The organism is Shimia isoporae, assembly GCF_004346865.1.
In the GTDB taxonomy this organism is placed as follows: Bacteria; Pseudomonadota; Alphaproteobacteria; order Rhodobacterales; family Rhodobacteraceae; genus Shimia; species Shimia isoporae.
The window spans coordinates 437,051-455,469 of the sequence record NZ_SMGR01000003.1; the positions used below are offsets into that span (position 1 = coordinate 437,051).

Sequence of the window (18,419 nt, forward strand, 5' to 3'; positions counted from 1 at the left end):
AGGGTCTGCTGTGCCGATCATGCGCCGCGCCTCCCATTGCGCCTTGAGTTGCCACCAGAGTGGCGGTGGCATGTCTGCGGGACAAGCCTGTAAGATTACGTAGGTCACCGAGATGTGGTTCCGCGTGCGACAAGCTTCCCCCCTTCCATGCGGGTACGGAATCGCCACATACTCGGAACAACCGCGACACGTAAAGGATCGCTTCATGCGTTTGATTCAGGCTATGGCCTTGGGCCTGCTCACAGTTTTTGGCTCCGGTGTTGCCGCACAGGAGCGCGATGCGCTCAATCTCTATGTCTTTGGCAACAGCCTCGTCCACCATCAGAGTGACACCGACGAAACCACGGTGCCGCACTGGCTTGCGCAGTTGGCCGAAGCCGACGGCAAATCAATTGCGATCGACGGACAGTGGGGGTTTTTGCGCGATTTTGCCAAGAATGAAACGCCGCAGGCGAACTGGCGGTTTTCCGGCGTAGACCGCGCCTGGGGTCGGCAGTTCCGCAACTTCAACGATGTTGATTGGGACGTGGTGATGATCACCCCTGCCAATTTCATTCAATACCAGAGCGCGTCCGAGGCCTTTGACGGCGAAAACCCTGACAACGCGTCGCCCTTGACGGCCACTCTGGCTGTTATCGACCGCATGGCCGACGCAGCACCGGACCGCTTTGTCATCTACGAGGGATGGGCTGACATGTCCGGCTATGGGAGTTTCCCGCCCTCGGCGCGCAAGTTTCGCAAATACTTAGGATTCAACGCTGACGACTATGACGAATGGTATCAAGACTACGTCACGCAGTTGCAATCTAAGCGCCCCGATGTGCGCATCGACCTATTGCCGGTGGCCCGCGTGATTTCGGAGCTTGTCGACGGCGGCGTGCTTTTTGATATGACGCCTGAGGACCTTTACACCGATGATGCGCCCCATGGGACACCTACGCTGTATCTGTTGGCTGCGGCGATCAGCTACGTGGGTCTGCTGGAGACGGAGTTGCCGCTGGAAGTCGACTTGCCTGAGACCATCCACCCAGACGTGCGCACCTATTGGGAAGCTGTGCGGGAAGAAGTCCACCGCCTTGTGCTTGAACCAATTCGGGCCGCTGCTCTGGAGACACCCGTAAAAAAGGCTGAGGCTGCACCGGGGCAGCCTTTCAAAACACCGGCGACCGCTCCCGCGACTGGCGGCGCCAATGGACTTGGCTTGGCCGATCCCGCCCTGGCCATGGGACTGGCTGCGATTTCCGATTGGGGCACGCAATTGCCTTTCATCGACCTGATGAAAACGGCGCGACCCTGGGTCGGACACTTGCCGGACCAATGGGGCGGTGTGTCCGCCGATCAGATGGAGGATTTTGGCCTTTTTGACGAAGAGGGCTGGGTCTGGGGCATTCCCGACAACATTGCTTCAGTTGAAGCGATCATGTTGACAGACCAGCCGCCCGAAGCGGAAGACCTTGCTGGACGTTATCGCGTCACTTGGCAAGGCAGCGGCACTGTGGAGTTGACTGGCCGTGCACGTGTCACAAGCCGTGAAGATCACGAAATCTGGTTTGAGTACACTCCCGGTGAAGGCCAGGTTGGCGTGCGTATCCGTGGCACCGACCCGACGCGCACCGGGGACTACGTTCACAGCATTTCTGTGGTTGCGGAAAAGCATATTCCACTTTTTGAAGCAGGTGCCGTGTTCAATCCGGACTGGCTTCGGGTCGTCGGCGATTTGAGGCTGGTGCGGTTCATGGACTGGATGCAGACCAACAACTCGACGCAGTCCGTTTGGGATGACCGGCCGTTGGTCGAAGATTTTTCCTTTGGTTGGCGCGGCGTTCCCGTTGAGACCATGATCCAGCTTGCCAACGAGATCGGCGCGGATGCTTGGTTCAACATGCCTCACCTCGCAGAGGAAGAGTACATGCGCCGATTTGCGGAAACGGTACGCGATCAGCTTGACCCGTCGCTGGTGGCTTATGTCGAGTACTCCAATGAGGTCTGGAACTGGGGATTTCAGCAAGCGCAATGGGCGCTAAAGGAGGCGGAGGCGCGTTGGGGCAAGGTTGAAAATGGCCATATGCAAGTCGCTGGCGAGCGTGCGGGTGTCATGGGCCGGATCTGGGGTGACGTCTTTGGCAGTACCGCCAATGCGCGACTGGTCCGGATTGCGGCAACGCATACCGACTGGCCGGGACTTGAAAAAGGTTTGCTTGACGCCCCCATGGCCCAGAAAGACGGCGCGCCACCACCGGTGGCTAGTCTGGATGCCTATGCCGTGAGTGGCTATTTCGGCGTCGGCCTTGGCATGGATGGCGGTGCCGAAGAGGTATTGCAATGGCTGGATGAGGCGCGTGAACGGGCCGAAACGGTGGGTGCATCAGAGGGTTTGCAACGGGCAGCGCTAACCGCTTTTGTCGAGGAACAGCAATACAACGGCATGGACGCTAAAACCGCCGATGCGCTGCGCAACGGGTCCATGAAAGAGCTGATCACCGAAATGTGGCCCTATCAGGCTAAAGTCGCGCGCGACAACGGCCTTACTTTGGTCATGTACGAAGGCGGCAGCCATGTGACAGGCGTCGGCGAATGGGCAAATAACGAGACCTTGGGCAACTATTTTGCGGCATTGTCGACCAGCGACGAAATGGGCGCGCTCTACACTGAGTTGCTCGACGTTTGGCGTACGCTTGGAGGACGCAGCTTCAATGCTTTCAACGACGTCGGCAAATCCAGTAAGTGGGGCAGTTGGGGGCATCTGCGCCATCTGTGGGATGAAACCCCGCGCCATTTGGCGCTGGTGCAATACAACGACGCCGGTCCTCACTGGAGCGAAACCCGCATTGAGGGTGCGTTCCTTCATGGCGGCGTATTTGAAGGCACCGACGGCAACGACCGGATTGCCGGAACCGTCAAGATCGACACCCTTCTGGGGGGTGGCGGCAACGATGTGCTGATTGCGGACGGACGGGCGGACCGCCTGCACGGCGGAGCAGGCAGCGACCAGGCAATTCTCCCGGGAACACGGACGGACTACATGTTTGTGCGGGAAGGTGGCCGTATTCGCGCCACTGCCGAGGGTCGTGACTATCTGCTGACCGACATCGAGGCGGTGGGGTTCTCGGAGGCGCCCGCGCTGGTGGTCCCGATGTCCGGTTTGCTCTGAGTGGACGCCAAGTCACAGATAGCATGGGCTTTTTCGGTGACCACTGTTCGCCAGCCCTCGTGATCTGGTAAGGTCGCGCCAAAGCCCTGACATCGGGCACGAAATGAGGCGACCGCTGGTGTTGAGCATCATCATCCCTTCGCACAACGAGGCAGATCACATTGATGCCTGTCTGAAATCTGTGCTGGCCTCCACCGGCCCCAAGGTGGCGCAGGTGATCGTGGCTGCCAACGGCTGCGAAGACGACACAGTCCTGCGGGCTCAGATGTACGAAGGCATCGCCGGCAGCCGGGGTTGGCACATTGACGTGCTGGATATGCCGGCAGTCGGAAAAATCGGCGCACTCAATCAGGCGGATCACATCGCCAAATTCCCCATGCGCCTTTACCTGGACGCAGACGTCACCATAGATCCTGATCTGCTCCGTCAACTTTGTGTGGTGCTAGACACGAAGGAACCACGTTACGCCAGCGGACAGATGCGGTTGGCTCCGGCCCAAAGCTGGGCCACTCGGGCCTATGCACGCATTTACGCGCAGGTCCCGTTTGTCACGGATGGCGTTCCCGGCGCGGGCCTGTTTGCGGTAAACACGGCGGGGCGGCACAACTGGGTTCTGTTTCCCAAAATCATCTCCGACGACACTTATGTGCGACTGAGTTTTTCGCCAGATCAGCGAATCGCCGTTGATGCCGGATATGACTGGCCGTTGGTCGAAGGCTTTCCTGCACTGGTTAAAGTCCGACGGAGACAAAACGCAGGGGTGGCCGAAGTCGCCGAGAAATATCCCTACCTTCTCGAAAATGACGACAAACACACCCTTTCATTCGGGGAGAAGCTGCGCATGGCCTTGAGCGATCCGCTCGGCATGCTGGTCTATGGCGCTGTGGCTGTGATCGTAAAACTCACCCCGCAAAAAGATGGCAGTTGGGGGCGCGGCCGATGAGTCGTCTTTCCGGCCTCACGTCCGGCAACTCCCTCTCTGCGAGAGCGTTTCGGTCGGGCGGGCTCACCATTCTTGGCTATGGCGGCAGCCAAGCCTTGCGATTGGCCTCCAACCTCATATTGACACGTTTGCTGTTTCCGGAAGCCTTTGGCCTCATGAGCCTTGTCTGGGTTTTCCTGCAGGGCCTGAGCAATCTGAGCGACATGGGCGTGACCCAATCCATCCTTCAATCCAAACGCGGCGAGGATCGCGCATTTCTGGACACGGCCTGGACCATCCAAGTTCTGCGCGGGGTGCTTCTACTCGCTGTGACATGGTCACTCGCCGCTCCTGCAGCCGCATTCTATGATGCGCCGGAACTGGCGGAGATCCTGCCGGTTGTTGGTGTAACGCTTCTGGTCATGGGGCTTTTTCCAACAAAACGAGATAGCGCCAACCGCAATCTGGTTCTGGGACGGATCACGGCCATAGACCTGAGCGCCCAGGTCATCGGGCTGGTCGTAGGCGTGGTTATTGCCTGGACTACCGGATCAGTTTGGGCGCTCGTCGCGAATGCGGTGACCACAACGGTCATGCAATTGATTTTTTACTATGTTTTCCTTCCGGGTGACGCCAACAAGCTGCGCTGGGAGAAACCCGCGGCACGGGAACTAATCGGGTTTGGCAAATGGATTTTTCTCTCGTCAGCTGCCGGCTTCCTGCTGTCGCAAGGTGACAAGATCGTACTTGGGAAGTTCCTCAATCTCGGGGCCTTGGGCGTTTACAACATCGGATTTTTTCTTGCCTCCTTTCCGCTCCTGCTGGGCGGCATGGTTATGCGACGGGTTATGATTCCGATTTATCGGGAGAAACCTCCGGGTGAGAGCGACGATAATCGCGCGAAGCTACATAAGATGCGCATGCTTCTGAGCACTGGCCTCATGGGGTTGCTGGCGGGTTTTGCCGTGTTGGGCGTGTGGTTGGTCGCTGTACTCTATGACCCGCGATACGCCCTTGCCGGAGGGGTCGTCGTGCTTCTTGCCGTGATGCAAATTCCGCAAATCATCGCGTTAACCTACGACCATGCCGCTTTGGCCGCCGGTGACTCCCGTGGATTTTTCATATTGGCCTCGATACGCGCAACGTTGATGATCGTGGGACTGATCGTCGGCGCCTCACAAGCTGGCCTGACCGGCGCGCTGGTCGGACAGGGCATCGCAATGGTCGCGGCCTATCCGGTTGTGGTCTGGCTTGCGCAACGGCACAAAGCATGGGACGCCCGCCACGATCTTGTCTTCTGGTGCGTTGGAGTGGCCCTTGCCGCCCTGAGTTTTTGGCTGCATCACCCAATCATTGGTGGTTTGTCTGCCCTCAATTTGCCCTGATTTGACCTTTGTAAGGCTCCTTAGGGGCAATAGTTTTGGTATCAATCAATGAGTCCCTAAGCGTTTTGCGCGCAAATGGGGGCCGGAATGGCATTGTTAGAAGCAGGTTCAAACGTGACCGATCAAGCGGACGCTCGGGTGAGCGAGACCGATATTGCGATTGTGGGCATGGCCGCCCACTTACCCGGCGCGACCGGCATTGATCAGTATTGGCAGAACCTGCGTGACGGTATCCGCTCGATAACCAAGCTTTCGGACGAAGAGTTACTTGCAAACGGCGAGAGCCTCGCGAAGTTGAAACATCGCAACTACGTGCCAGCAGCAGCCATGCTCGACGGCTTTGCCGAGTTTGATGCGGATTTCTTCGGCTTATCTCCGAAGGAAGCGGCGATTATGGACCCGCAACACCGACAGTTCCTTGAGGTCAGCTGGGAGGCGCTGGAAAACGCAGGCCACATGCCTGAGAACTTTGACGGCCCGATCGGCGTGTTCGCGGGTTGCGGCATGGGTAGCTATTTCTATTTCAATATTTGCTCAAACCGCGATCTGGTGGACAGCACCGGCATGTTCCTGTTGCGCCACACAGGCAACGACAAGGATTTCCTTGCTACGCGGCTCAGCCATTTTCTCGACCTGAAAGGCCCGTCACTGGGTCTACAAACCGCCTGTTCCACTTCATTGGTGGCCGTGCACTATGCAGCGCAGTCGATTCTGAACGGCGAATGCGACATGGCACTGGCCGGTGGCGTGACCATCGAACTGCCCCACGGGCGCGGCTATGTTTTCGAGGACGGCGAGATCCTGTCACCGGACGGGGAATGCCATGCGTTTGACCATCGCGCACAGGGCACAGTGTTCGGATCTGGCGCAGGCGTTGTTGTGCTCCGCAGGCTTGAAGATGCAATCGCCGACGGAGACCACATCTGGGCCGTGATCAAAGGCTCGGCCGTGAACAACGATGGCAGCGACAAAGCCGGCTACCTTGCGCCCTCTGTGGGCGGGCAGGCGTCCGCTGTGGCTGACGCGCTGGCGATTGCCGATATCAGCGCAGAAACTGTGGACTATGTGGAATGCCACGGCACCGGCACCTATCTTGGCGACCCGATCGAAATCGCAGCTCTGACAGAAGCCTTCCGCGAAACGACCGAAGAAACGGGGTTCTGCCGCATAGGTTCTGTGAAAACCAACATCGGGCATCTGGACACAGCAGCCGGTGCGGCGAGCCTGATCAAAACGTCACTGGCTCTGCACCACAAGCAGATGCCGCCGTCACTGGGTTTTGAGAAGCCCAACCCGGCCATCGACTTTGGCAGCAGCCCTTTTGCGGTAAACGCGGGCTTGAGGGACTGGGCGCCACGCAATGGTCCACGCCGCGCAGGTGTGAACAGCCTCGGTGTGGGCGGCACCAATGCGCACGTGATCGTGGATGAAGCCCCTGCGCGGGCACCCAGCCAAGAGAGCGACTGGCCGTTCCATTTGATCGCTCTGTCCGGACGAAACAACAAGGCACTGGAGGCCAATGCGGCCAACCTCGCCGCGCATTTGCGAGCGAACCCGGACCAGCCTTTGGCGGACATCTCGCACACTTTGCTTAACGGGCGGCGAAAGTTCGAAAAGCGGCGGGTGCTGGTGGCAGAGAGCCATGCTGAAGCGGCAGATTTGTTGGAATCCGGAAACCTTCTGCGCGTTTTTAATCATTCAGCCGAAGCCGAAACGCCAGATGTCGTCTTCATGTTCCCCGGCGGTGGGGCCCAATTCGTCGGCATGGGGCGTGATCTCTATGAGACCGAGCCGGTCTTTGCAGAGTGGATGGATCGCGGTTTTGACGTACTTGCCGGAAAAGGCGGCGAAGGGTTACGCGCCCTGTGGCTGGCCGAGGGGACGCAGACTCCAGAGGCCGAGGAGGCGCTGAAAAAACCGAGCCTTCAGCTTCCGCTTATCATGATGGTGGAATATGCGCTGGCCCAGCTCTGGATCAGCTGGGGCGTGACACCTGCGGCGCTTGTGGGTCATTCAATGGGAGAAAACACCGCCGCCTGCCTGGCAGGCGTCATGTCGTTTGAAGACTGCCTCGGCCTTGTGCAATTGCGTGGCAGGCTCTTCGACACTGTACCTGCAGGCGGAATGTTGTCGGTACCACTGCCCTTGGGGGACGTCGAGAAACGACTTGATGACAATCTAGACATCGCGTCGGTAAACGCGCCTTCGCTGACAGTCGTTTCCGGCCCTGATGCTGCGCTCGACAAGCTTGCAAAAGATCTCGCGGCAGAAGAGGTCGACACCCAACGCGTAGCCATCGACATAGCGGCCCACAGCTACATGTTGGAGCCTATTCTGGAACAGTTTGGCGAGTATCTGCACGCCATTGACTTGCACGCACCGAAACTACCGATCATTTCCAACCGCACGGGTGCAGCTCTGCTGGAAAGTGAGGCCACAGACCCCGACTATTGGGTTGCCCACTTGCGCAACACTGTCTTGTTTGCAGACGATGTGACAACTCTCAGCCAAACCCCCAGCCGTGTCTTTCTTGAGGTCGGTCCGGGCAAGGCGTTGTCTTCCCTTGTGAAAATGCACGGCGCAGTCAAAGCCGACAAGGTACTTTCCTCGCTGCGCCACCCTGAAGACACGATTGCCGATGACGCCTACTTCCTCGCCACTCTTGGCCGGCTTTGGGCTTGTGGCGTCGAAGTGGATTTTGAGCAATATTGGGGTGGAGTGCCCCGTCAGAAAGTTGTGCTTCCCAGCTATGCGTTCCAGCGCAGCCGGTATTTCATCGAACCCGGCAAAGACCAGATCGACTCCCCGGATGACATGCTGATGCGGCTCGAGAACACGGCGGACTGGACCTACGCACCCAGATGGCGCCCTCGTCTGGCAGACTGTGATTTCGACGTGGCAACAGAACTCGCCGATGCCCCCAAACATCATTGGCTGATATTCACCGATTCAGGGGGCACCGGCACGGCTTTGACAGAGCAATTGCGCAAGGCTGGTCATGACGTGGTGACCGTACGCGCAGGCGACGCCTTTGCTCAGGCCGGACCCGACGCCTACGTGCTCGCCCCCGAGCGTGGCCGTGAAGGTTATGACGCGCTGATTGCCGACCTCATGGCACGCGGACGCGTTCCGGACCGGATCGTGCACATGTGGCTGTTGACCGAAGACGAATACCACAGGCCCGGGTCGAGCTTCTTCCACCGGAATCAGGAACAGGGTTTCATGAGCCTGTTCTTCTTGGCGCAGGCCATAACGGACGAAAACCTACCGCGTCCGCTGCATGTCACGGCGATCAGTTCCGGCGCGGTGCAGGTGCGCGACGAAGCTGTGCCCTATCCTGAAAAGGCCACTGCGCTTGGCGCGGTACAAGTGATGCCGCGTGAATTACCAGACGTGTCGGCTTCGCTTGTGGATGTGACCCCACCTGCCCGCAAGGGTCATCTCTCTCTAGCCATGCGGCTTCTCGAAGATCTTATGTCCGAACCGCGCAGCACCCTTGCCGCGTGGCGCGGCGAAAAGCGGTTCGAGCGAGGCTACCGCAGAACAGAACTGAAAGCCGACGACCTGCCTGTCTGGAAAGAGGGCGGCACCTACTTGATCACTGGCGGTTTTGGCGGCATCGGGCTCACGTTGGCGGAACGTGCCATTCGCGAGGCAAAAGCGAACATTGTCCTACTGTCGCGGGATGGGCTGCCCGACCGCGATAGCTGGGCTGCGTATCTGCGCGGCCATGCTTCGCACGACAGGATCGCCGGCCGTATCCGCGCCATCGAAAGGCTCGAAAGCCTTGGCGGCCGCGTACTCTGTCTTGCCGCTGATGTGTGCAACATAGACGAAATGCGTGAAGCCGTTGACGCAGCCACCACCGCATTTGGCCCGATCAATGGCGTCGTGCATGCCGCCGGTGTTATCGACGACGCGCCTTTGCTGGCCAAAACCTCAGCGCAGATAGACGACGTTCTCGCGCCAAAACTGCATGGTACACAGGTGCTCGAACAGGTGTTCCCTGACGGGTCCATCGACTGGTTGACCCTGTTCAGCTCTTCTTCCACCGCAACAGCGCCGATCGGCCAGATCGATTATGTTGCCGCGAACGCTTATCTCAACGCATACGCGCAATCGCGCGCGGCCGACAGAACCCGTGTTCGTGCAATCAATTGGGGGATCTGGGCCGAAGTCGGTATGGCTGCCGAAGCCGTTGCAGCACGCCAAGGAGAGGCAGACCCCGCACCTGCGGAACCAATCACGGCGCCGCTGCTGGACACAGCAGGGTTTGACGGCGCGGGACACAGGATTTTTGAAGCCACCTATGATACGTCACGCTGGGTTCTGGATGAGCACCGCACCAAAGATGGCACCGCGATCCTTCCAGGAACAGGTTATGCCGAACTTGCGGCCGAAGCCATGCGCGCGCATGGCGAGGCAGGCGGGTTTACGCTGCGCGATCTCCTGTTCTTGCGCCCCTTGCAAGTCGCCGAGTCCGAAAGCGTGGGCCTGCGCGCGCGCCTTGAGCGCTCGGATGAAGGCTACCGCTTCGAGGTCCAGAGCGCCTGCATGTTCGAGGGCCGCGAAGGCTGGCAAACCCATGCCGAAGCCCGTCTGATCCCGCATACCGGCAAGCGCGCCACACTCGATGTGGCTAGTCTGCAAGGCCGCTTCGGATCCGTGACCGCCGCAACAGACGCTCCGCTGAGTGCACCACAGGAGGCCCACCTGAACTTTGGCCCTCGATGGAAGGTTCTGCGCAGCATGGCCCTCGATCAGAACGAAGGCATCGCAACCTTGTCGCTGGACGCCAAGTTTGCGGATGACGGATGCCTGTTGCCGCCAGGATTGCTCGACATCGCCACCGGCTGGGCCATGGACCTAATCCCCGGCTACGCACAAACAAACCTCTGGGTTCCTGTCAGCTATGGCGCGCTGATCATGCATGCGCCGCTTCCTGCAGAGATAGTTAGCCATGTTCGCCTCGTATCCGGCTCCAGCTCCGACGGTGTTGCGAGTTTCGATGTTGCATTGGCCACGCCTGAGGGTGCGATCTGTGTCGAGGTCGAGGGCCTGTCCATCCGGCAACTCGAAGGCGCGGCATTTACCGCCCCGCCGCCGCTCACCGCAGCAGAAGTTTCTTTCGACAAATCGGGTCAGACGACGCAGCCTCTCTCAGTTGCAGAGGAACGGCTGGCCCACAACCTGAGTCAGGGCATAATGCCACCGCAAGGCGCCAAGATGTTCGAGGCGGCCCTGCGCGGGCCTTTGCCTCAGGTCGTCATTTCCTCACTCGACTTGCACGCATTGATCGCGCAAGCCGATGCGGGAATCCCCGCCGCATCCGGTGACGGTCAGGCTTTCGAACGGCCGGAGCTCGACACCGACTTTGTCGAGCCAACTAATGACATCGAACGCACGCTTGCTGGCTTTTGGCAGGATCTTCTGGGCGTAGACAAAGTAGGGATCCGGGACAGTTTCTTCGATCTGGGCGGACATAGCCTGATCGCTGTACGGCTCTTTGCCATGGTCAAGAAGGCTTACCGCATCGAGTTTCCCATTTCCGTGCTGTTTGAAGCTCCGACCATCGAAACTTGCGCCGCGATGATCGCGGAAAGACTCGGGGGAGATGTGTCGACTGCCGAAGTCGCGGCCGCGACACCCGACGGCGTTTCAGAGCCCGAGGCAGGACTGCGACCGCGAAGTCGTTTCACGCACCTCGTGCCAATGCACACGGGTGAAGGTGGGGCGCGCCGCCCGTTTTTCCTTGTGGCTGGCATGTTTGGCAACGTTCTGAACCTACGCCACCTGGCCCATCTAATTGGCTCGGACCGTCCGTTCTATGGCTTGCAGGCCCGCGGGTTGCTTGGCGACACGGCACCGCATGACGATCTGGTTGAAGCCGCGCGCGACTACATCGCTGAAATGCGGCAGGTGCAGCCACACGGGCCATATCTGATGGGCGGATTTTCCGGTGGAGGCATTACCGCCTACGAAATCAGGCGCCAGCTTGAGGAGGCGGGAGAAGAGGTTGCATTGGTGGCCATGCTGGACACCCCCCTACCGCAACGCCGCGCTCTTAGCCGGTCCGACCGGATGAAAATCCAGATGCAGGAACTGAAGGCCAAAGGCGTGGCATACCCGCTGATCTGGGCCAAAAACCGGATCGCATGGGAATTGTCCAAACGGCGTGCACCGGAAGAAACCGCACACGACGCGCAAGGCCAGCAGTTTCACGATGCCGAAATCGAAGCCGCCTTCCTGCGGGCTGTGGCCTCATACGAGGTCGCGCCGTGGTCCGGCAATCTGGTGCTGTTCCGGCCTCCGCTCACCGGCAAATGGGACATGGGAGAAGGCCGGCTGGTGGACAGCGACCGCGCTTATGTATTCCACGACAACGATTGGGGTCAGTACGTCCCGCACGTACAGGTCTTCGAAGTCCCCGGAGATCACGACAGCATGGTGCTTGAACCCAACGTCCGCGTGTTGGCAACACGAATGAAGAAGGTGATCTCTGCCGCGGAAGCCGCCATCGCTGAAAGTCAGAAGGAGGCTGCGGAATGAGCGAAGCGCCCCGCCTTCTGACCGTAATCCTGAACTGGCGAACGCCGGACATGACCCTGCGCGCGGCTCAAGCCGCCGCACGCGAGATGCAAGGCTTGAACGGGAGTATCGTCATTGTCGATAACCACAGTGGTGACGGCAGTTTTGAGGCGTTGCGTGAAGGGGTCGCTGCGGCGGATTGGGCCGCGCAGCGTGTTGAGGTCATTCAAACGGGACACAACGGCGGCTTTGGTGCGGGCAACAATTTCGGCATCCGCCATGGCGCAACGAAGGGGTTCGACTACGTCTATATCCTCAACTCCGATGCCTTCCCCGATCCGGGCAGCATACAACTGCTTTTGGCGCATTTGACTCTGAATCCTGATGTCGGGATCGCCGGAAGCTATATCCACGGCGAAGATGGCGACCCGCATGTTACTGCCTTCCGCTTTCCCGGGACGTGGGGCGAACTCGAAGGCGCTGCACGGATTGGTATTGTCACTCGCCTGCTGAAAAACCATGTTGTGCCCCTTCCGGTTCCATCGGACACCACTCGTGTGGATTGGTTGGCCGGCGCCTCTATGATGATCCGCCGAGACGTACTTGAAGAGATCGGTCTCTTTGACGAAACCTTCTTTCTGTATTTCGAAGAAACCGATCTTTGTCTGCGCGCGCGAAACGCCGGATGGCCAACGGATTATGTCCGCGCGAGCGAGGTGACGCACATAGGGTCGGTCTCAACCGGCATGAAAACCTGGCAGCGCATGCCGCAGTACTGGTTTGACAGCCGGCTGTACTATTTCCGGAAGAACCACGGCAGCGCATTTGGCCCAACGGTTGCCCATCTGTGCGGCACCTGCTTGTGGAAAATGCGCCGTCTGATCGGCCGCAAGGCACGCCGCGATCCGAACTGGTTCCTTTGGGATCTGATCTCACACTACATCCGCAGTCTTTCCAACCGGACCCCGCGCGAACGGTCCGCAACGCCCACGTTAAACCCGCGCAAGGAGGCCCGCTCATGAGCCTTGATACTCTGTCTACCGCCCGCATGACCGCCGTGATGATCGGCAATGAAAGTCTGCTTATTCAATGCGCGACGATCTGGCGTGATGCAGGGCACGTGGTGTCCGCCGTTGTCACACGCGCCAGCGACATCCGAACCTGGGCCGAGACAGAGGGACTCCGCGTGGTGTCCTCAGACTCCGACATCGCAGGAGAACTGTTGGGTGACTCTTTTGATTGGCTCCTGTCGATTGCCAATCTGGATATGCTGCCTGGGCCGGTGCTGAACCTGCCAAGAAAAGGCGCTGTGAATTTTCACGACGGGCCACTGCCTCGCTATGCGGGACTGAACGCGCCGGTCTGGGCCCGCATGGCGCAAGAGGCGCGCCACGGTATCACTTGGCACAAGATCGAAGAACGAGCCGACACAGGCGATATCATCGCCCAGCGCATGTTTGACATCTCGCAGTCAGACACTGCCCTAACGCTCAACACCAAAGCCTACGCTGCCGCAATCGAGAGCTTTCCAGAGGTTGTAACGGCTCTGTCCGAAGGCGCGCCAAACGCGCGGACACAGGACATGGGTCAACGCAGCTATTTCGGTCTGGGAAAACTGCCGGAGGCAGCTGGCCGGATCGATTTCCGCCGCGATGCGCAAGAAGTCGTCGCTCTTGTCCGGGCGTTGGATCACGGGGACTACTTTAACCCGCTCTGCGCGCCCAAGATTGTCGCCTCCGGTCGAATCCTTCTGATTGGTAGCGCCGAGATCGCCGAAAGTGCAGGTCACGGTGAGCCTGGAGCCATACTTGCGGCATCGGACGAAACCATAATCATTGCCTGTGGTCGTGGTGCAGTCACCCTTTCACGCGTGACCGACACAAACGGCAAAGCCGAAATCCCCGGAAATGTGTTGCGCGAAGGCGAACGCCTACCGCTTCTGGATCGCGGTGCAGCGGAGACCTTGAGCGCGACGGTGGCCAGAGTCGCTAAATCGGACGCCTTCTGGCGCACCCAAATGGCAGCGTTCCTGCCTGCCTCCCTTCCACTGGTTGCCACCAGCGGCGATCTTCCAGAAATGCGCAAGGTCAAACTGACCTTGCCCGAGTTGCCCTCCAAGCAAACCCTGACCGCAGTGACCCTCTGGGCATTGCGGTCAGGTGTAGCGGAGGCGTGTGACATAGCGCTTCAGCCCGCGGATCTACCCCGCGCGACCGGAATATTGAGCGATTGGGTACCTTTGAGGATCAGCGCTGCGTTGCTGCACGATGCCGTCGATTTGGCCGTCGACAAGGTTTCACAGTCCGCCGAGCTTTTGAAACGTCATGGGACATGGATGTGTGACCTGATCGCTCGGGATACCAACATTGCGAAGCCATCGATCCCGGATATCGCTGTGACGTTTGAAGACAGCGGTGCATTGGATGGGGCCGCTTTGACCGTTGCATTGGGAGCAGCCCCCGCTTTGCACTATGACGCTTCGCGTCTAAGCGAACCTCACGCAAAGCGGCTCGCAGCACGGCTGGAACTTCTACTGGCAGCCATGCCGACCACGGAACACGCACAAGACCTCCCGTTTCTGCCGGAGACCGAACGGAAAGACCTGCTGACCAAGTGGAACGAAACCGAAGCTCCCTTTGACGCGGACGCCACGATCGTTTCTCAGTTCGAGACACAGGTGTCTAAGACACCCGACGCTCCCGCGCTGGTTTTCGAACATGAGGTCCTGAGCTACGCCGATCTCAACGCCCGAGCCAACCGCGCCGCGCATGTTCTGCGCGATATGGGGGTGACCCGAGGGTCGCTTGTTGGGTTGTGCACGAAGCGCGGCCCCGATCTGGTGGCAGGGGCGCTGGCGATCCTCAAAGCCGGCGGGGCGTATGTCCCGATGGATCCAACCTATCCCGCCGAGCGTCTGGCACACTTCGTCACCGACTCGGGCTGTGGCGTGATCGTCACGCAAGCTGCGCTCTCACAAAACCTGCCCGATCATCAAACGCAGGTTCTCGAACTGGATACAGACACACGCCTGTCGACGGCCATCGCAACAAACCCGGACGCAATCGCGAAAGGTGAAGACCTTGCGTATCTGATCTACACATCTGGATCCACTGGAACTCCCAAGGGAGTCATGGTGGAGCACGGTAATGTCGCCAACTTTTTTGCAGGCATGGACGCCCGTATCACGCACCAACCCGGAGACACTTGGCTGGCGGTCACATCCCTCAGCTTTGATATTTCGGTTCTGGAACTCTTTTGGACCCTGTCGCGCGGTTTCAAGCTGGTGGTGTCAGGCGACGAAACAACAACCCAGATTTCCAACGGGCGCCTGCCCGCCGCCTCTGGCGGGATGGAGATGTCGATCTATTATTGGGGCAATGACGATGGCCAGGGCTCCCGAAAATACGAGCTTCTGCTCGAAGGTGCGAAGTTTGCCGATGCGCATGGATTCTGTGCGGTCTGGACACCGGAGCGCCATTTCCACGCGTTTGGCGGCCCCTATCCGAACCCTTCGGTGACCGGTGCAGCAGTGGCCGCCGTGACAAAACAGATTGGCGTGCGTGCCGGTTCCTGTGTCGCGCCGTTGCATCACACGGCACGCATTGCCGAAGAATGGGCAGTGATTGACAACCTGACCAACGGGCGTGCCGGCATGGCAATTGCGTCGGGCTGGCAACCGGATGATTTTGTGTTGCGACCGGAAAACACGCCTCCCGCAAACAAGCCTGCAATGTTTGAACAGATGGCGGACCTGCGCAAACTTTGGCGGGGAGAGAAAGTCTCATTCCCCAAAAAAGACGGTTCGATGCATGCGGTTGTGACACAACCGCGTCCCGTATCCGAAGACCTTCCGCTTTGGGTCACGACGGCAGGCAATCCGGAAACATGGAAAGAGGCCGGTCGTCACGGATGCAATGTGCTGACCCATTTGCTGGGGCAAAGCGTCGACGAGGTTGGCCAGAAGATTGCGCTGTATCACGATGCCCTGCGCGAAGCTGGTCATGATCCAAAGGACTTCTCGGTCACGTTGATGTTGCACAGTTTTCTTGCAAACGACCGCGAGACAGCCCGCGAAATCGCACGGGAACCCATGAAGGACTACCTGCGCTCCGCCGCCGGTCTTATCAAGCAATACGCATGGGCCTTCCCCGCCTTCAAGAAGCCCGAAGGCGTGGACAACGCCTTTCAACTTGATCTGGGTAGCCTGACCGAGGAAGAACTCGAAGGTATCCTGGATTTTGCTTTCCTGCGTTATTTCGAGGACAGCGGTCTGTTCGGCACTGTCGACGACGCGCTGGACCGGGTGGAGCAGGTAAAGCGCATTGGGGTCACGGAAATCGCCTGTCTGATCGACTACGGCATCGACAGCGATACGGTTCTTGAAGGGCTGAAACCGCTGGCTGAAGTGCTGCGGTTGGCAAACGAAGGTGGTGAACTGGACCCATCAGACGTTTCCATTGCCGCGCAAATCATCCGCCACGATGTCAGCCACCTGCAATGCACGCCTTCCATGGCGCGCATGATTGCCATGAATGACGAAGCGCGGTTTGCGCTTGGCCGCATTAATCACCTTATGGTCGGCGGCGAGGCACTGTCCGGAGCGTTGGTGGCGGATCTGAATGCCGCCACGGACGCAAGTGTCCAGAACATGTACGGTCCGACGGAAACCACGATCTGGTCTACGACCGACACAGCTGATGCCGCAGAGGGCATCGCCAATATCGGAGCGCCGATTGCAAACACGCAGGTCTATGTGTTGGACGCAAGCGGTCAGCCCGCGCCGGTCGGTGTTGCCGGTGAATTGCTGATTGGCGGTGCGGGTGTCACGCGCGGCTACTGGCGGCGTGAGAAACTGACTGCAGAGCGTTTTGTCGCAAACCCGTTCGGAGAAGGGCGGCTCTATAAAACCGGTGATCTTGTGCGCTGGCGCGATGACGGTAAGCTCGATTTCCTTGGTCGCGCAGACCATCAGGTGAAATTGCGCGGCTATCGTATCGAGTTGGGCGAAATAGAGACCCGCCTGGAGGAGATCGCAGGTATCGCACAGGCTGTCGTTGTCCCTCGTGAAGACACGCCGGGAGACATTCGCCTTGTGGCTTATCTGCGTGGCGACACCATTCCCGCCGAGGCGGACTTGCGGGCTGCCTTACGCACAAACCTTCCGAATTTCATGCGACCGCAACACTATGTGACGGTTTCCGAATTTCCGCTGACGCCCAACAAAAAAGTTGATCGCAAGGCTCTTCCGGCACCTGAGGAAACCCGCACCGTCGAGGTCGCGAAATCTGTTGCCACGCCGAGCGTACCAACACCGGCAGTTGTGACCGGTGACGTTGCTGCCACTGTCGCGACCATCTGGGCCCGCGTGCTGGGCGTCGCAGAGGTCAACGCCACGGACAACTTCTTTGACATTGGTGGCCACAGCCTGCTGGCGGTGCAGGCCCATCGCGATATTCGCACGGAGACAGGCGCGAGCAAATTGTCGATCACAGATATTTTCCGCTTCCCGACAATGGGCGGACTTGTGGCGCGCATCGAGGAACTTACAGGCAGTGCACGCCCCGAGAACGCACCCCGGGCCGCGGCCGCAGAAGAGGTTTCGGAACGGGCAGACAGCCGCGCCGAACTCATGAGCAAACGCCGTGCGATGCGGGCCCGTCGGAGGGCACGGACGTGACCGGATCAAGCAACGAGTTGAACGCCCTGCGCGATCTGGCGCTGCGGTTCGCACCGCGTGGTGTGGGCGTAGGAGTGGCTGACCCGACCGCCGGACCAGCCACGGTCCTGCCGGAGGAAGCGGTGGCCATAGCAAGCGCTATTCCGAAAAGAAAACGTGAATTTGCCGCTGGCCGTCGTGCCGCGCGGGCCGCCCTGCAGAGCATCGATCTGCCTGCCGTGGCCATCCCCAAAGGCACCGACCGCACGCCGACGTTCCCGTCTGGTGTTGCGGGCTCGATCACGCACAACCGAAAGGCCGCTCTTTCCATTGTCGCGCCGGAAACCCGTTTTCGCACCTTGGGCGTAGACATCGAACCCGAAGCCCCTTTGAAGCCTGAGCTTCTCAAGGCGATCTGCACACAGCAAGACCGCGATATGCTTGACGCCCTGCCCGCAACCGACCGTCTTCTGCTTGCCCGATGTCTGTTTTCCGCCAAGGAAGCCGTGTTCAAGGCGCAATACCCGATCACGCGGCAGGTCTTCGGCTTTGACGCGGCATCAATTACGTTCAACTCCTTGCGCACAGGCTTCACCGCAACATTCCATCGTGATATCGCCTCTATCCGCGCCGGAAGCACAGTGTCGGGTCAGTGCGGCGCCGCGGGCGGGCACATCCTGACGATGGTCACGCTCGGCGCAGTGCAGGGCACGGAAAACGTCAATTTCCCCGTTTGCGCCACGGGATAACCACATTCATCCACCATAGTTTCCGGCA

7 protein-coding genes are annotated in these 18,419 nt (G+C 59.4%); all 7 read left to right on the plus strand.

Features of this window, described 5'->3' with window-relative positions; genetic code table 11:
- The first annotated feature begins 205 nt into the window (after nucleotides 1-205).
- The 7 genes from BXY66_RS16485 to BXY66_RS16515 all read left to right on the plus strand — a co-directional run bounded on the left by BXY66_RS16485 (nucleotide 206) and on the right by BXY66_RS16515 (nucleotide 18,391).
- Nucleotides 206-3,151: a calcium-binding protein gene (locus BXY66_RS16485; protein ID WP_243694408.1), complete on the plus strand. Its 2,946-nt coding sequence runs from the start codon at nucleotides 206-208 to the stop codon at nucleotides 3,149-3,151.
- A gap of 103 nt (nucleotides 3,152-3,254) precedes the next feature.
- A complete protein-coding gene (locus BXY66_RS16490) occupies nucleotides 3,255-4,094 on the plus strand; it encodes a glycosyltransferase (protein WP_132861478.1) in 840 nt (279 codons plus the stop codon).
- Entirely contained in the window at nucleotides 4,091-5,458 is a 1,368-nt protein-coding gene (locus BXY66_RS16495) for an oligosaccharide flippase family protein (protein ID WP_132861479.1), read from the plus strand. The genes BXY66_RS16490 and BXY66_RS16495 overlap by 4 nt, the downstream gene beginning before the upstream one ends.
- Nucleotides 5,459-5,545: 87 nt before the next feature.
- The gene (locus tag BXY66_RS16500) at nucleotides 5,546-12,007 is read left to right on the plus strand and encodes a type I polyketide synthase (RefSeq protein ID WP_132861480.1); all 6,462 of its coding nucleotides are present in this window, start codon (nucleotides 5,546-5,548) and stop codon (nucleotides 12,005-12,007) included.
- Nucleotides 12,004-13,008 carry a glycosyltransferase gene (locus BXY66_RS16505; RefSeq protein ID WP_132861481.1) on the plus strand — a complete coding sequence of 335 codons (1,005 nt, stop codon included), beginning with the start codon at nucleotides 12,004-12,006 and terminating at the stop codon, nucleotides 13,006-13,008. Before BXY66_RS16500 ends, BXY66_RS16505 begins: the two co-directional genes overlap by 4 nt.
- Nucleotides 13,005-17,663, plus strand: a complete 4,659-nt coding sequence (locus tag BXY66_RS16510) for a MupA/Atu3671 family FMN-dependent luciferase-like monooxygenase (protein ID WP_132861482.1) — start codon at nucleotides 13,005-13,007, stop codon at nucleotides 17,661-17,663. Before BXY66_RS16505 ends, BXY66_RS16510 begins: the two co-directional genes overlap by 4 nt.
- On the plus strand, nucleotides 17,660-18,391 hold the full coding sequence (locus tag BXY66_RS16515; RefSeq protein WP_132861483.1) for a 4'-phosphopantetheinyl transferase family protein: 732 nt from the start codon (nucleotides 17,660-17,662) through the stop codon (nucleotides 18,389-18,391). The genes BXY66_RS16510 and BXY66_RS16515 overlap by 4 nt, the downstream gene beginning before the upstream one ends.
- Nucleotides 18,392-18,419: the final 28 nt, after the last annotated feature.

Excerpts from the sequence above, each read along its gene's own strand:
- BXY66_RS16485 (WP_243694408.1), top strand. The coding sequence starts at position 206 with ATGCGTTTGATTCAGGCTATGGCCTTGGGCCTGCTCACAGTTTTTGGC.
- BXY66_RS16490 (WP_132861478.1), top strand. The coding sequence starts at position 3,255 with ATGAGGCGACCGCTGGTGTTGAGCATCATCATCCCTTCGCACAACGAG.
- BXY66_RS16495 (WP_132861479.1), top strand. The coding sequence starts at position 4,091 with ATGAGTCGTCTTTCCGGCCTCACGTCCGGCAACTCCCTCTCTGCGAGA.
- BXY66_RS16500 (WP_132861480.1), top strand. The coding sequence starts at position 5,546 with ATGGCATTGTTAGAAGCAGGTTCAAACGTGACCGATCAAGCGGACGCT.
- BXY66_RS16505 (WP_132861481.1), top strand. The coding sequence starts at position 12,004 with ATGAGCGAAGCGCCCCGCCTTCTGACCGTAATCCTGAACTGGCGAACG.
- BXY66_RS16510 (WP_132861482.1), top strand. The coding sequence starts at position 13,005 with ATGAGCCTTGATACTCTGTCTACCGCCCGCATGACCGCCGTGATGATC.